General features: G+C 64.9%; 11 protein-coding genes. 7 read left to right on the top strand and 4 right to left on the bottom strand.

Features of this window, described 5'->3' with window-relative positions:
• Window positions 1–16 precede the first annotated feature (16 nt).
• The 3 genes from ACFYOW_RS26350 to ACFYOW_RS26340 form a co-directional block, all read right to left on the bottom strand.
• Window positions 17–931: an esterase/lipase family protein gene (locus ACFYOW_RS26350; RefSeq protein WP_387292178.1), complete on the bottom strand. Its 915-nt coding sequence runs from the start codon at window positions 929–931 to the stop codon at window positions 17–19.
• Entirely contained in the window at window positions 928–3,369 is a 2,442-nt protein-coding gene (locus ACFYOW_RS26345) for a glycoside hydrolase family 3 C-terminal domain-containing protein (protein ID WP_387292176.1), read from the bottom strand. The genes ACFYOW_RS26350 and ACFYOW_RS26345 overlap by 4 nt, the downstream gene beginning before the upstream one ends.
• Before the next feature lie 94 nt (window positions 3,370–3,463).
• Window positions 3,464–4,063 carry a TetR/AcrR family transcriptional regulator gene (locus ACFYOW_RS26340; protein WP_387292174.1) on the bottom strand — a complete coding sequence of 200 codons (600 nt, stop codon included), beginning with the start codon at window positions 4,061–4,063 and terminating at the stop codon, window positions 3,464–3,466.
• A gap of 140 nt (window positions 4,064–4,203) precedes the next feature.
• Between ACFYOW_RS26340 and ACFYOW_RS26335 the strand changes: the two genes are divergently transcribed.
• Entirely contained in the window at window positions 4,204–5,085 is an 882-nt protein-coding gene (locus tag ACFYOW_RS26335) for an SDR family oxidoreductase (RefSeq protein ID WP_387292172.1), read from the top strand.
• A 34-nt stretch (window positions 5,086–5,119) separates the two neighbouring features.
• Here ACFYOW_RS26335 and ACFYOW_RS26330 read toward each other — a convergent pair whose 3' ends face one another.
• Entirely contained in the window at window positions 5,120–6,022 is a 903-nt protein-coding gene (locus ACFYOW_RS26330; protein WP_387292170.1) for an SGNH/GDSL hydrolase family protein, read from the bottom strand.
• Between the two features lie 623 nt (window positions 6,023–6,645).
• On the opposite strand from ACFYOW_RS26330, the gene ACFYOW_RS26325 reads away from it, so the two are divergent.
• The 6 genes from ACFYOW_RS26325 (at window position 6,646) to ACFYOW_RS26300 (ending at window position 16,171) form a co-directional block, all read left to right on the top strand.
• Window positions 6,646–7,977 carry a cytochrome P450 gene (locus ACFYOW_RS26325; RefSeq protein WP_387292415.1) on the top strand — a complete coding sequence of 444 codons (1,332 nt, stop codon included), beginning with the start codon at window positions 6,646–6,648 and terminating at the stop codon, window positions 7,975–7,977.
• Window positions 7,978–8,010: 33 nt separating this feature from the next.
• Window positions 8,011–9,411, top strand: a complete 1,401-nt coding sequence (locus ACFYOW_RS26320) for a wax ester/triacylglycerol synthase family O-acyltransferase (RefSeq protein ID WP_387292168.1) — start codon at window positions 8,011–8,013, stop codon at window positions 9,409–9,411.
• Between the two features lie 5 nt (window positions 9,412–9,416).
• Window positions 9,417–10,877 carry a flavin-containing monooxygenase gene (locus tag ACFYOW_RS26315; protein WP_387292166.1) on the top strand — a complete coding sequence of 487 codons (1,461 nt, stop codon included), beginning with the start codon at window positions 9,417–9,419 and terminating at the stop codon, window positions 10,875–10,877.
• A gap of 1 nt (window position 10,878) precedes the next feature.
• Window positions 10,879–12,786 carry an asparagine synthase (glutamine-hydrolyzing) gene (asnB, locus tag ACFYOW_RS26310; RefSeq protein ID WP_387292164.1) on the top strand — a complete coding sequence of 636 codons (1,908 nt, stop codon included), beginning with the start codon at window positions 10,879–10,881 and terminating at the stop codon, window positions 12,784–12,786.
• Window positions 12,783–13,952 carry a cytochrome P450 gene (locus ACFYOW_RS26305; RefSeq protein ID WP_387292162.1) on the top strand — a complete coding sequence of 390 codons (1,170 nt, stop codon included), beginning with the start codon at window positions 12,783–12,785 and terminating at the stop codon, window positions 13,950–13,952. Before asnB ends, ACFYOW_RS26305 begins: the two co-directional genes overlap by 4 nt.
• A gap of 191 nt (window positions 13,953–14,143) precedes the next feature.
• Entirely contained in the window at window positions 14,144–16,171 is a 2,028-nt protein-coding gene (locus ACFYOW_RS26300) for a CocE/NonD family hydrolase (protein WP_387292160.1), read from the top strand.
• Window positions 16,172–16,219 lie beyond the last annotated feature (48 nt).

Below are 16,219 nucleotides of genomic sequence, written 5' to 3'. Positions count from 1 at the left end.
CGCGCCAGTTGCAGTGCTAACCCGTTGAGTCGTCCTGCCACGGAATCGGGCGCGCTGTCGAACGATCGAGCGTATTGAGCACGAGTGCGGCGGTGGTGGGTGAGAAGGCCGTGCCGTTGTGGCCGGCTTTGCTTGCGGGGCAGACGTTTTGGAGGACGTAGTTGTCGACACCGGGTTCTGCGAGGATGGCCTCGTTCTGGCCGAAGGACGAGATCGGGTCGAAGCGGCTGCTGATGGTGGTGTAGGCGACGCCGGGGACGGTGATGGGGCCGGAGTTCAGTTCCTGAAGGAAGGCCGATCCGGCCAGTAGATCCTTCACCGCGGGCGGTACCGGCAGCTCGTCGCGGAGATTTCCGAGCAGAGTCGCGCCGAGATCACCGAGCGTGCCGTGTGTCGGCGAGGAAATGGTGGTCACCGAACGGACGCCGCTGGCGATATCCGGATCGGTTTTCACGATGTACTGCGCCATGATGCCGCCCTCGGAATGGCCGATCAGGTCGACCTTCGGGACGCCGAGGCGGGTGGTCAGCGCGGTCAGTTTCTGCTTGATCTCGACCGCCGAATCGGCAAGTGGACCATTGCCGCCGCCCTGCATGGCATTGGTGCCGCCATAGGAGAAGGAATAGACGCACAGACCCGCGTTGGCGAGGGCCGGTCCGAGATAACCCCAGGCTCGGTACTCGTCGCCCGCGAAACCATGCAGTAGGACAACGGGAACCGCGCCGGGGACGGTGGGCACGCAGTCGTACCGGTTGACCCCTGGCGGCGTCGGGGCTTCGACCTTGCCCTCCTGTGCCCAGCGGGTCTCCTCGTCCTGCACCTGCTCCCAGGTGGCGGTCGGATACGGTCCCGGCTCGGCGGCGGCCACGGGCATCACTGCGGCGCATAGCGCAAATCCGCTGAGGAACAAGGTGATTCGGCGCAACTTCATGCCTGTGGTCCTTGAATGGCGGTGGTCAGACGGATATCGGCAACCGATCGTCCGGTCAGCAGGTCGTATGCGGTGGCCGGTAGTACCCAGGTTTCGGTTGCCTCATCCCAGGATTCGGCGGCTCGGCGGGGGATCGGAATCGCCACCTCGGCCGCCTCGCCCGGCTCGGCTTCGACGACGGCGAAGGCGGCCAGCCGGGGTTCCGGTCGGGATGAATTAGCGATATACGTCTGGATCGTTTCACGGCCGGGACGCTCGCCGGTATTGCGAACCGTCACGGTAAGCGTGCCGAGACCAGATGCCGGATCGGGGGCAAAGGCAGCACTCTCGTATTCCCAGGTGGTGTAACCGATTCCGTGCCCGAACCAGTACGCCGGTGCGGTCGAAAGTCGTTGCCACGCACGGTATCCGATGAAGGTGTCCTCTTCGTAGGCGAGGACACCATCGGTCGGCGTGACATTCAGCACCGGCGCATCGTCCTGATGTGCGGGCCAAGTGGTGGGCAGCCGTCCGCTCGGCTCGGCCCGCCCCGTGAGCACGTCAGCGAGCGCGGCACCGCCTTCCTGTCCTGGAAACCAGGTGAGCAGAATCGCCGCGACATCCGAGGCCCACGGCATGTGCACGGGGGAACCGGTATTCACCACGACCACGGTGCGCGGATTGGCAGCGGCGACCCGCGCGACGAGCTCATCCTGTCGGCCGGGCAGCGAAAGCGTTGTGCGGTCGAAGCTTTCGCTCTCCACTTCGGGCGTGGTGGCGACGACCACCACGGCCACCTCGGCCGCAGCCGCCGCGGCGACCGCTTCTTCGATGAGCGCCTCGGGGTCGACATTCGGTTCCTGATGTCCGAGGGAGAACTTCTCGAAGGCAATGGGCATCTCGGGCAGCGTCGTCACGGTGTGCGTAAGACTGATCGAAACCTGCTGTCCCGCAGTGAGTTCGATCTCGAAAAGTGTTTCCGGCGGCTGGAGGAAGGCCGCCATCGGGTCGCCCTCGGGGACGATCGTGTCGTCGAGACAGGTCACATCGCCGACCGTCAGCCGGAACGGCCCGATGCCCGCGATGGCCAAGGTATGCGTTCCCGTCGCCCGCGGCGTGAAGGTGCCGGTGACAACGACCCGATGCAGTTCCCCGACCGCGATCCCGTCCGGGAATTCGCCGATCCATTCGATCGTGGCCTCCGGCAGCGGATGCTCGCCGAGCAGGCGGTCACCCGCGTCGTGCAGCTGCACCCGCAGATCGAAACCTTCCTTAGCGGCGGGAATCTTGACCCTGGGATCCGCGCCGACGGCATAGACCAGTTCGGTATCCGCATCGAGCACGGTCCGTAGACCCTCGAGCGGTGAGACGGTATGCGGTGGGAACACTTGGGCGCTACCGCCACCGAGCGCCCTCGGCTGGTCGGCAGTGTGGCCGATCAGCGCAATGCGCCGCATCTTGCCGAGCGGAAGGACACCACTCTCGTTGTGCAGCAGCACAATCGAGCGTCGGGCGATCTCGCGAGCCAACGCGTCGCCGTTGATCGTCGCGGGCACTGTGGCGACTTCTGGTGGCGCTCCGGCCAACGCGCCGACCCGGGCGGCGAGCCGGAGCACATGCCGTGCCATCTGCTCGACCGTCTCGGCCGGAACCTGGCCTGCCCGAACCGCTTCCGCGAGTGCGTGGCCGAAAACGCTCTGCGGTCCCGGCATCGCAATATCGAGCCCGCCGACGGCCGCGCCGACGGTATTGCGCGCCGCCGTCCAGTCCGAGACGATAGCCCCATCGAAACCCCAATGTGCACGCAGAATTTCGTTCTGCAGCGCATTGTGCTCGGTCATCGTAGTGCCGTTGACACTGTTATATGCCGCCATCAAAGCCCACGGCTGGGCCTGCTCGACTACGGCTTCGAACGGAGCCAGATACAGTTCGTGCAGTGCACGCTGGGACACGCGCACATCAACAGTGAATCGGTCGGTCTCGGAATCATTGGCCACGAAATGCTTCGGGGTCGCGGCCACACCACCCTCCTGCACGCCGGTCGCATAGGCCGCGCCGATCGCCCCAGTCAGCAGCGGATCCTCCGAATAGCATTCGAAATGCCTGCCGCCCAATGGGCTTCGATGCAGATTGAGCGTCGGAGCAAGCAGCATGTGCACGCCCTTGCGTCGCGCCTCCTGCGCGAGCAGTTGCCCGGCCCGCCGGGCCAGAGTCGGATCCCAGGTGGCGGCCAGCGCGGTCGGGCTCGGCAGGGCGATCGAGGGATCCTCCGGACTCCAGTGCACGCCGCGCACACCGATCGGACCGTCGGACATCACGAGGGATGCCAGCCCGATCTCCGGCATCGCGGGCAGGGACCACATGTCCTGTCCGGCGAGCAGGCGGCAACGCGCATCCAGATCCAGTGCAGCCAATGCCTTTTCGATAACTGCCTCGCGGTCGGCTCGGTGATTCGCCATGTCGGTCGACTCCCTTGTTCGTATGACGCGCCGGGCATCTACCTCGAAGTATGTCCGAATTACCTAGTAACTGGTAGGTAATGTTATCAATACGTTATAAATTTGGATCGCCATCCGGGCGGATCAATTGCAGGAACTTGCGCAGTAGTGCGGGCATATCCACCTCGTCCGGCGACAGCAACCACTGCTGCTGCAAACCGTCCAGAACCGCGATCAGCAATACGGCGGCATCCCGATGCGAGACGCCATGCGGCGGATCGCCACCCAGTGCGCGCTCCAGGAATGCGGTCAGCATCTCCCTGGTCTGCGCGTACCGATCGATGAAGTAGTCGCGTGCGGGATGATCCTGGGTGACACTCTCGGCCGCGAGCACCGTGAACGACTGTACGATTCCGGGCCGCTCGGCATTGCGTTCCACCAGTTCGGCAAGGAGTTCCAGGGTCGTCGCACGGCCCTGTGCGGTGGCGAGCAGGACATCGAGATCGTTCTGATCGCGCAGTGCGAGCACATTCGCCAGCAGTGTCTGCTTATTGGGGAAGTAGTGCAGCACGCCCTGCTGGCTGAGCCCGACCCGCTCCGCGACGATCGCGATAGTCGCCCCCTGGTAACCGCGTTCCGCGAAAACCTCGAGTGCCGCCTCCAGGATCGCTCGACGACGATCCTCGTGACCGGCCCGGCCCTGGGCCCGCCTCATGCGGTGCACTCTTTTGCTGCGTCCATTGTTCGCAGACTAGCGAATCGCCATTGACAGCGGCAGTTTCGGCGCGTCTACTATCTACCAACGCTAGGTCTAGCGTTGGTAGATATCAGAGCAATGATAGAAGTAGGCGTGTCATGTTCTTGGTGGTCGGCGGAACCGGCGTCGTAGGACGGCAAGTGGTCGAGAGATTGGTGGCAGCGGGTGCGCCGGTGCGTGTGCTCACGCGCAATCCGGCCCATGCGCCGCCGGGTGTGGAGGTCGCGGTGGGTGATCTCCATGACGGCTCGGTTGTATCCGCCCTGGGTGGTGTGACGCGCGTGGTGTGCACCGTTCACGGCGGAGAAGGCAAGGGCCGCAACGGACCTCGTGGACTGGAAGGTGCGGCGCTGCCCCGCCTGATCGATGCCGCCACCGAGGCGGGAGTCACGAATTTCGTATATCTGTCCGCGACGAGTGCCGATGTGGACAGTCCGGTCGATCTCTTCCGCGGCAAGGCGCAGGTGGAGGCGCTGCTGGACCGCGGCCGGATGCCGTATACGGTGCTGCGGCCGTCGCATCTGATGGAGACCTGGGTGCCGATGCTGGCCGACTCGCTGGTGAACTCATCGCGCGCACTCGTCTTCGGATCCGGGAACAATCCCGTCCCATTCGTCGCCGGTGCGGATATCGCCGCGGCCGCAGCGCAATTCGCATTGCGCGAGGGCATTCGTCGAACCGTGGAGCTCGGCGGGCCGGAAAACTGGACGTTGCGCGAGTTGAATACGCAGATCGCGCAGCGGCTCGGCATCACGATCGGCAAGGAGACCGCACTGTCGGCCCGCATGCTGCGGATGTCCGCGGCGGCGGTGCGGCCGTTCAATGAGGTGCAGGCTCGTCGAATGCGCTTGGGGGCGTTATTGGATTCCCGCCCGCAGACCGTTGACGCGGGTCCGAGGTGGGAGGAACTGGGCATCGTGCCTGCTCGGCTGACCGATTGGCTCGACCGTATGCCGATGCCTGACACGGTGTCACAGTGACGCTGGACGCTGTACCGCGCCCAGCGCCGCGATCTCACCGCAGTGCGGCGACAACCTGCTGTGCGATGTTCTGCTCGCCGAAGGTGTTGGGGTGCAGCGGGACAATGGATGGAGTCGACAGCGAGGGGATGAGTCCGTTGATCCACTGCTGGTCGGGTGCGGCGCACATATCGTGTCCGACGCTGGAGGCAGCGGTGTCGACGAAGATCGCGCCGTGTGCGGCCGAGACGTTGCGCAGCAGCGTATTGAGGTTGACCAGCACGTCCTGGAGGTAGTCGGCGTCGCGCGGCCAGGCGGGCTGTTGCGCCGGGCAGGCGCCTTCGCGCGAGGCGGTGGGGTATCCGACGATCACGATCGTGGCTTCGGGTGCGCGCGAGCGGATTTCATCGATCGCGGTGCCGTAGACGGGTGCCAGCGCCTTGATTCGTTCCGCGAAAGTGTCGACGCCGTTCGCGGTGAAGGTATCCGCGCATGATGTGCCGTAGGGCTCCGGCAGGAGATTTCCGCACCGCAGGGCCTGGCTCGCCAGGCCGATATCGTTGCCGCCCATGGTCATTGTCACCAGGGTGGTGTCCGGGGTCAGCGCATCGAATTGCGGTGCGGCGGTTCCGGAGACGACGCCACGCTGCGGGCTCGCGAGGTCGTTCAATGTGGCCCCGCCGCAGGTGACGTCCTGGAAGGTCGCGACGCCGAGTTCCTTCGCGACCAGCGACGGGTAGTTGACCGCGGAGCGTGAACAAGTGGCGAGCTCGGTTTGCGGAAATACGCCCGCGCCCGCGGCGAAGGAATCACCGAGGGCCACATAGTGGGTTTCGGCGGTCGGATCCGCGCTCGCTTGCCCGGTGATAGCGGCGCTCGCCGCGACTGTCATCGCGGCCGCGGCGACCGCCGGTCTCACCTTTCCGAATAGGTGGTTCCAGCTGCCGAAAACTTGCATTGTGCTCCTTGTTGAACCCATGACCGGACGAATTCTGGTCTGAACTCCCAGGAGTAACTCGCACAGGCGGGATCGACCCTGGACATCCGACCGGCATGGGCAGAGTCTAGCCGCGATTCGCCAATCCCGAATAACTTTCTGTTTTCCCGCTCGCATTTTCTGGTCGCTCCGGGCTCGGCCGCATGCGACAACCTCGGGCCACGTTGGGGGATAGTGCATTTCGTCAGAACGTCAACGACCGACTTTGTTTCAGATTCATGCCTTCAGGTGGGACACTGTTGCGTTCCTCACTATTTCGCCTCTACCTGTGGAAAGCCAACGATGACGAATCGTCAGGGTTGACACCGCCCGCTCGCGCTGGCTACCGTCGCCATTGTTCGCGCTGAGTCATCGCCCGCCTCGGCATTAATGGCAGCAGGCTGTCCAAATGGTCTGGCCGAAATGTTTCGACTGCGGGGAGGCTGTCGTTATTCTTCGACCCTGGGTCGCATTCATGAACAAACTCGGCGGACCTTTCTTTGTGCTTCGAGACAAGATTCTCGCGCCTTTTTCCTCCCCTGCCGAGACCCACCAGTTCCTTTAGACGTTAGGCGCCAGCTTTGTCCGTCTCGATCTCACCCGCCATGACCGTGGATGATCTCCCGGGGCCGAGCCGGTGGCCGTTGCTGGGGAATCTCCCGCAGATGCGGCCCTCGTTGCTGCACCGTCAGTTCGACGAGTGGTGCGATGAGTACGGCCCGCTCTACCAGCTGAAAATGCCGGGGCGGCACATCGTGGTAGTCAGTGATCCCGATCTGAACCGCGAGATCTTCCGGGACCGGCCCGGCGGGTTCCGGCGGCAGTCGGCGATCGAATCTGTCATGGACGAGATGGGTTCCAACGGACTGTTCTCGCTGGAGGGTGAGGCGTGGCGGCTGCGTCGCAAGCTGGCCATGCCCGCCTTCAATGCCTCGCATCTGCGCAGCTTCCATCCCACCCTGGAGACGATCACCGGACGATTGCGACAGCGCTGGGAACGGCAGTCGCCCAAGGACATTCGTGCCGACCTGACCCGCTACACGGTGGACGTCACCGCCAAGCTGACCTTCGACTACGACATCAACACCATCGAACAGTCCGGCGACATCATCCAGCGGCACCTGGAGCTGATCTTCCCGCTCATCAACCGACGGATCAACAGCCCGCTTCCGTACTGGCGTTATGTCAAACTCCCGGACGACCGAGCGCTGGAGCGCGCGCTGGCCGCGCTGCGCACCGATCTCACCGGTGTCATCAGTCGGGCCCGCGCGAATCTGCCTGCGGCGCCGACCAATTTCATCGAGGCCTTCCTGCTGGCGCAGGACGGCAGCACCTCCTTCACCGATGACCAACTGTTCGCCGAGGCGCTGACCATCCTGATCGCCGGCCAGGACACCACCAGCAATGCCATGGCCTGGCTGCTCTACCACCTCGCGGGCAATCCGGCTGTGCAGGAACGGATTCGCGAGGAGGTCGCCGAGATCCCCTCGGCGCTGGACCGGCAGCCGTATCTGGAAGCCGTTGTCGCCGAATCGATGCGGCTGCGGCCGACGACCCCGATCGTCGGACTGGAGGCCGCCGTCGACACGACGATCGACGGTGTGCACATCCCGGCGGGCACCTGGGTGATCGTCAATGTGCAGCATGCGAGCCTGCAGGAGGAGAACTTCGAGGACGCACTGCGCTTCGACCCGGACCGCTGGCTGCGGTCCGAGCATGGCACGCATCGGCCAGAGGTCTCCACGCCGTTCGGGGCCGGCCCGCGGTTCTGTCCGGGGCGCGGGTTGGCGATGTTGGAGATCAAGAACGTGACAGGCATGGTCTGCCGGAACTTCGAGGTGCGTCTGCCCGCGGGGGCGCAGGCGCCGAAGGATCGTTTCCACTTCGCCGTCATCCCCATCGATCTCGATCTCGAACTGATCCGACGGCCCGCCTGACCCCTATTCGCCGAGCACACTCTAAGGATGTAGATGTCGTTGCATCGATTGACCGCGACCGACGGTGTCTGGCTGTCGCTCGAATCACCCGATATGCCAATGCATATCGCCTTCCTGCTGGAATTCACCGCACCCGAGGGCGGGGCGGCCCAGTTCCTGCGACAGTGGCGGGCCGGGCTGGACGCACCGGCGAGCCTGCCGCAACCGTGGAACTTCCGCCCGCTGAAGTTCCCGCCGCCGGGTGTCGCGGCCATGGTGCGTGAGGTCGACGATATCGACCTGAGCGAGCACATCCGGGAGTGGACGCTGCCGGAGCCGGGCAGCCAGGACCAGTTGACCGAGCTGGTGTCGTCGATCCATCAGAAGCAGCTCGATATGAGCCGTCCGCCATGGGAATTGCACGTCATCGAGGGGCTGGCGCAGGATCGTTTCGCGCTGCTGCTCAAGGTGCACCACAGCCTGCTCGACGGCGCATCGGCCATGCGGTTGTTCACCGATACGTTCACCGAGGATGCCGCCGCCCGCGATGTGCCGGACCTGTTCACCGTGCGACCGGCGGCCGAGTCGGCGGAAGCTGGTACGGCGAATCCGTTCCGCGCCCTGCTCGCGGCATTGACCGGCGTGCTGGCCTTGTCGCGCGGTGTCGGATCCGCCGCCCGCGATGCCTTCCGGCGTGCACGCGGCGATAAGACGATGGCGCAGAAGGCATATCAGCAGCCGAAGACCATTCTCAACGGGACCATCACCGGCGCGCGCGATCTGTCCAGGCGTCGCTACGACCTCGCGCTGTTCAAGCGATTGGCGAAGGCGGGTGACTGCACGATCAACGACATCGTGCTGTACCTCGTCAGCACGGCGCTGCGCAGCTACCTGACCGATCACGCCACGTTGCCCGAAGAGTCGTTGACCGCGGGCGTGCCCACCGATCTGCGCGAGGAGGACGACGCTCGCGCCGGCACTCGCGCCGGCATGATGTTCACCGCGCTGGCCACCGATATCGCCGATCCGCGCGACCGGTTGAGTGCCGTCAAGTACTACATCCGCGCCGCGAAGCAGCATATGGGTGAGATGGCCCCGAACGAGGTCATCGGCTACGGACTCGCGGTCACCCTGCCGTGGATCCTCGGGCTCAGCTTCGGCTTCACCAACACCGCATCCTCCCATCCGATGGGCATCTCCAATGTGCCGGGACCGCGAAACCCCCTGTATTGGAACGGTGCTCGGCTCGAGACGATCTATCCGATCTCGCTGCTCATGCACGGCAATTCGCTGAACTTCACCTGCATCGGCTACTCGGGCGGGCTGCATTTCGGCGTCCTCGGTGTCCAGGACAAGCTGCCGCCGATGTCGTATCTCACCGGGGCCATGGATGCCGCGCTCGATGAGCTCACCGAACTGCTCCTGCCGGACCGCACACAGCTGGCCGCTGGATGACGTCGGTGTCGAATTACGATGTGGCGATTATCGGCTCGGGCTTCAGCGGGCTCGGCGTCGCGGTGAATCTGCGACGCCTCGGCAATGACAACTTCGTCATCCTGGAACGTGCCGACGCAATCGGCGGCACTTGGCGCGACAACGTCTATCCCGGTTGCGCGGTTGACGTGCCATCGGTGCTGTACTCGTATTCCTTTGCGCCGAACGCGGATTGGACCCGCGTGTACGCGACCCAGCCCGAATTGCGTGCCTACACCGAGCGGGTCGTCGACACCTTCGATCTGCGGCGGCATGTGCGGCTGAACAGTGACGTGGCCGAGGCCGATTTCGACGACGAGGCCGAACAGTGGGTGCTGCGGCTGAGCGACGGCAGACTGGTCCGGGCCCGCGCCGTCGTCATGGGTTACTTCTCCCTACATGCTGAGGCTATTCCGGATATCCCAGGTCGCGCCGATTTCGCTGGACGGCAGATGCATTCGAGCAAGTGGGATCCGTCGTTCGAACCGGCGGGCAAGCGGGTCGCGGTGGTCGGAGCCGGGGCGAGCGCGGTGCAGATCGTGCCCGCGCTGGCGAAGTCGGCTGGTGAGCTCATCTCGTTCCAGCGCACTCCGGCCTGGGTGATTCCGCGACTGGATCGGCCGATTCCGCCGACGGTGCGCAAGATACTGCGCCATGTTCCGCCGATCAGGCTGGCAGCAAGGGGATTCGTCTTCCTGTTCCTGGAGGCCATGCACTTCGCGGTGTTTCATCCGCGGCTGGTTTCGGTCTACGAATGGGTCGTCCGCAAGGTGCTGGCCGAGCAGGTGCCCGATCCCGAGCTGCGGCGCAAACTCACGCCCGACTACGCATTCGGCTGCAAGCGACCGATGGTCTCCGACGAGTACTACAGCTCGTTCACCCGCCCCAATGTGCGGCTGCGCACCGAGAAGATCACCGAGATCACCGCGACCGGCCTCCGCACCGCCGACGGGGAGTTACACGAGGTCGACGCGATCGTGTGGGCCACCGGCTTCCATGTCCAGGATTCCATCGCGCACTTCCCGGAGTTCCGCACCGCGACGACCTCGACGCGAAAGAAGTTCCAGCGCTATGGTTTTCGCGCGTATCGCGGCATCGCCTTTGCTGGGCTGCCGAATCTGTTCGCGGTCACCGGACCGAATACCGCACTGCCGCACACCTCGCAGTTCATCGCCATCGAACCCACCACGAAGCTGATCGCCAGGACGATCGAGCACATGCGGGCCAAGGGGATTCACCGCTACAGCCCGTCCGAGCGGGCCGAGCGCGAATGGGTCATGCGCGCACGGAAACTGCTCGGCACGCGGGTGTGGTCGACCGGCGGATGCACCAGCTATTTCGTGGATGAGGACGGCACCAACACCCTGACCTGGCCGGGCGGAACATTCAGCGTCCGACTCGACCGGCGTCGCATCCGACCGCAGGACTGGGATACCGGAAGACAGTGACATGTGCGGCATCAATGGAATAGTCGATTTCGCCGGACCGGTCGATCCGACCCCCATCGCGGCGATGAACGAGATCCAACGCCATCGCGGCCCCGACGGTTTCAGCACCTGGCACAGCCGCAATGTCGCCTTCGGCTTCCAACGCCTCGCCATCGTCGATGTCGAGCACGGCGCGCAGCCCGTCCGCAACGAGAACGACACCGTCCACGTCGTCTTCAACGGCGAGATCTACAACCATCGGGAACTGCGCGATGCGCTCGCCGCGCGCGGTCATCGGTTCCGCAGCCACTCCGATGCCGAGGTGATCCCGCACCTTTACGAGGAGTACGGTCCGGGCTTCGTCGAACGCCTGGACGGCGATTTCGCCATCGCCCTGTGGGATTCGCGCCGAGAACGGCTGCTGCTCACCCGCGATCGGGTCGGCGTCAAACCGCTCTTCTATCACCACCGCGGCAGCCGGATCGTTTTCGCGTCGGAGATCAAGGGCATCTTCGCCTCCGGACTGGTCGACGCGACCATGGACCCGCAGGGCCTCAGCGACTGCCTGTTCTACGGCCACACCATCGCACCGCGCACCTTCTGGCAGGGCATCGACGACCTGCCACCCGCGACCGTCGTCACGATCGATCGTCGCGGTATCTCCGAACAGCGCTACTTCACGCCGTTCCTGCGCCGCGATCCCGATGCACCGCTGCTCACCGGCCGGACCGCTATCGAATGCTTCAACGATGCCTTCACCGCGGCGGTGCGCAAACGCCTGCCCGACGAGGTGGCGGCCGGAATCGCGCTGAGCGGCGGCCTCGACAGCTCCGCCATTGCCGCGGTGGCCGCCCGGCGCTGCGATGCCCCGCTCACCACCGCGAGCATCCGGCTCACCGGCGAAGTCCTCGACGAGACGCCGATGTCGCGGCTGGTCGCCCGGTCCCTCGGCCTGGCCAACGACGAGGTCGAGATGACCGGTTCTCGTGCGTGCGAGCTACTGCCGAAGAGCCTGTGGCACTTCGAATCACCGTTCTGGTACGGCGCGGTGGCGACGCCGTTCCTCGATCTGACCGAGTTCGCGCGGAACAAGGGCCTCAAGGTCGCCATGAGCGGCGACGGTTCCGACGAACTGTTGGCGGGCTACGACTTCTACCGCCTGATGAAGCTGAGCTCCCGGTTCGAACAGCTGAAATGGGCCCAGACCGCAATCTGGCGCAATGCCACCAAATGGGTCGGTGCGCCATCGGGTTTGGACAGCCACATCGTCTCTGTCGCAGGACGACGTGCCGAATACACCGCACGCTACGGCGAGGTGCCGCCCTGGATCTACCTGTGGAGCGCCCTCGGCGACACCACGGGACCCATTGCGCCCGAGGGTCTTCCGGCACCATCGCCGCTGGCACCGCCACCGCCGCACGACAGGCTCCGCCGCCAGCTGCATTTCGAGTTCTACACCCGGCTGCCGCACTGGGTGCTGCCGATCTCGGACCGACTCGGCATGGCCAATAGCATCGAGGTGCGCGTGCCCTACCTCGACCGCGATGTCATCGATGTCTGCGCCGAACTGTCACCGGAGATGCTGGTGCACTGGGGAACCGAGAAGTACGCGCTCAAGCGGGCCACCGCGGACGTGCTGCCGAAACAGATCGTGCGCAGGCGTAAGAAGCCGTTCATGACGCCGGTCGGCCCGTGGTATCTCACCGGTTCCGGTACGGATCTGGCGCACGACCATCTGTCCCGGGATTCGGTGCGGCGCTACGGGATCTTCGATCCGGTCGCCACCGAACGGATGTGGCGCACGGCGGTCGAACAGAGGGGCACCTGGGCCGCCACCGCCGCGGAATGGGGTTGCCTGGCCGTCATGTCCACCCACCTCGTGCTGGACCAATTCCGCTCGGTGGGCACGAGTGAGCGAGTCGCCTCGTGAAAACCGCCGCCGCCCACGAATATGCCCTGCACGGCTTCGCCCAGCCCGCACTGCCCCTGGTACTCGCCGCCGGAACGCTGATCAAGCCGATACGGCGGGTGCCCAAACTCGGCTGGCTGGTGGCCGACCCGGAACTGGCACGCCGGATCCACAGCGACACCGAACACTTCAGCATTATCGGCGTCGGCGCATCCGGGCACTGGTGGGGACAGATGCTCGGCGATTGGGTCTTCGAACTGTTCGAGGGCCAGCCGCATGTCGAATTCCGGGCACAGGTTCGCGATCTGTTCACCCCCGAACGGTCCAGGGTGATCACCGAGCGGTCGGTGGGGCCGATGCTGCGCCAACTCACCGCGGATCTGTCTGCCGGGAAAACCGTTGATATGGCGCAGTTCTCGCGCGAATTCACCGGACGCACCATGGCGGAACTGGTCGGCTTGCCGGTGGACGATTCACCCGCCGCATACGAGGAACTCTTCGGCTTGGTCGAGGCAATGGCCAATCTCGGCAAGGGCAACTACGACACCACGGTGGTCTCGGACCGCAATGCCCGCAAGGGACGCGCTGTAGCCGACCGTATCGCTGCTTCCGTGCCCGCCGTCTACGAAACCGCCGACCCGAGCACAACCATCGGACGCAGCCGCGAACTCGGCCTCGGACCCGAAATCACCCGCCGCATGGCGGCCTTCCTGGTCGTCGCCGGAACCGCGACGCTGGCGAGCACGTTGGGTCGAATGGTCGCTTTGCTGCACGATAGCGGAGCTCAGCACGAACTGGTCAAGGACCGGAGCCTGATTCCGGACGCGGTGCGCGAGGCGCTGCGGGTCACCAGCTCGATGCCTATCGTCGGGCGCGGTGTCGTCTCGGATATCGAGTTGGCGGGCAGACGATTACGCGCGGGCGACCGGGTGAAGATCATGACCTGGTCGATCAACAATGCGGCAGGCGGCTACGACCTGCGGCTGGGCAAGGTGCACGAACTGCGGCAGCTCTGGTTCGGCGGCGGTCGCCATATCTGCCTCGGCGCGAGTCTGACCCATGTGCAACTGGCCGCGGTGCTGGAGGCGATGACCGCGCCCGGCCGTCCGTGGACCATCACAAAGCGCCGCTACCGGACCAATGTGTTCGTCCCGCTCTACCAACGATTGGATATCGCTTTGACCTGATAAGCGGTCCGATTGCCGCACAGTCGGTTCGGGCAGAATGCCTGGCAACTTAACTGCTGTCCACGGTCCAAGGTGTGCTGTACAGGGCGTTGTAGTGACTCATGGTTGCGGACCAACGGTGATGCACGTTACTGTACCCAATCGTTGATGGGAACGGGGTAGTTCCTCATTGCCGGGAGGGTTTGGCAAGCATGATCCGACGTCGACGTCCGATTAAGGCGGTGGCTGCTGCGATAGCCACCTTCACCGTGTTTGCCGGAGCCGTGGTCGCCGCCGCGCCGACCCAGGCCACGCTCGGCCTCGATGCGCAATTGACCGCGACTCATGCGGGGCCGCAACAGTATCCGAATGTCTACATCGACTGGGACATCCCGATCACCATGAGTGACGGCACGGTGCTGAAGGCGAATGTGTATCACCCGGCCGACGCCTCCGGCCGGCCGATCGTCGAGCCGACGCCGACCATCGTGAACCTCACGCCCTACACCAAGTTGGTGGCGAATATCGCCGACTCCGTGCTGGCCATCCCCGGCCTGGCCGAGCCGCTGATGCAGGCGCTGCACGGCTTCGATCTCTCGGCTTACGGCCTGAGCGGAATCAGCGATCTGGCACAGGCATTGGCGGGCGGCGCCGCGCGCACCTTCGCTGTGGATCGCAAACTGGTGCAGAGCGGCTACACCCAGGTGGTCGTCGACGTGCGCGGCACGGGCTTCTCCGAGGGCACCTGGCAGGTGTTCGGTGATCGCGAGCAGCAGGACGGCGTCGAGGTCGTCGACTGGGCGGCGGCACAGCCGTGGTCCAACGGCAAGATCGGCATGAGCGGGATCTCCTATTCGGCCATCAACCAGTTGCAGACCGCGGAGCGCAGACCCGCTGCGCTGCAGGCGATCTTCCCGATCGTGCCGGGCAGCGATCTGATCCGTGACGTGGCCGCACCCGGTGGCGCACTCGGCATCGGGTTCATCCCGGAATGGCTGCTCGCCGTCGACGGCACGAAGTTGATTCCCGACGTGGTGTCGATGCTGGCGGGCAAGTTCGACTGGACCTGGCTGGCGGATCGGGTCCGTGACCCGTTCACCTTCTTCAATATGATCATCATGGCGCTGGGCACCCAGAGCATGGATCAGATTCCGCCCGAAATGTATTCGGTGCTCGATGATCAAAGCCCGTTGCGCACAGCCTGGATCGGACATCCCGATCGCATCGATGTGCCGACCTTCGTCTATGGCGGCTGGCAGGACATCTTCGCCTATTCTTCGCCGCGGGTCTACAACGCGATCAATGTGCCCGACAGCCAGAAGAAGCTGGTGATGGACAACAACTATCACATCACCACCGGCTCGGGCATGGGTGACGCCGACGGACCGGCGGCCCTGGATGTATTGCAGCGCGCATGGTTCGACAAGTGGCTCAAGGGCATCGACAACGGCATCGATGACTACGACCAGGTCACCCTGTGGCAGCAGGGCGGCGGCTGGACCCACACCTCGGCCTTCCCGCGGCCCGATATGGATTACCGCCGTATGTATTTGAACGCGGCGGCCTCCGGTACCGCGCCGGGCAGCGTCTACGACGGCAGCCTCGCCGCGCAGCCGGGTGGACCCGCGCGGGTTACGATCGCGCCCGGCCTGACCACCCTCTGCTCACGCGACGGTGCACAGGGTACGGCGGGCATCCTGCCGCTTCCGGATATCTGCACCAAGGATTCTCGGATCGCCGAGACGAACGGTTTGACGTTCACCAGCGCGCCGGTCGCCGTCCCGACGCAGATCTCCGGCCCGATCGCGATACACCTCAATACCGTGATGGACGCCACCGACGGCTACTGGACCGTGACGTTGAACGACGTTGCGCCGGACGGACGTTCGACTCAATGGACACACGGCCAGCGCACCGCATCCCTGCGCGCGGTCGACGAGAGCAAAGCCACCCGCTCGGCCAACGGCGACTACACCGACCCGTACCCCTATCTGACCCTGGACACCCGCGAACCGATCGTGCCGGGCCAGCCGACGGTCATCGATATCGGCATGTTCGCCACAGACGGCGTGCTGCAACCGGGGCACCGGCTGCGGGTCGACATCTTCGCCGGAAACTTCCCGAGCAGTCTTCCCTTGCGCCCCTTGCTGAATGAGAGCGGATTGCGCCCCCAGCACATCGACCTCGACCCGAACCAGCCCAGCTGGCTCAACGTCCCACTCAACCCCGCGCCGCAGTGATTCGACGGTAGTCGAACGGTCGCTCACGAAGCGGGCGCGGGCCGCCTT

Source organism: Nocardia sp. NPDC006982 (assembly GCF_042869435.1).
In the GTDB taxonomy this organism is placed as follows: domain Bacteria; phylum Actinomycetota; class Actinomycetes; order Mycobacteriales; family Mycobacteriaceae; genus Nocardia.
The sequence above is the reverse complement of the archived record's forward strand: the minus strand, read 5'-3'. Positions and strand labels throughout refer to the sequence as shown.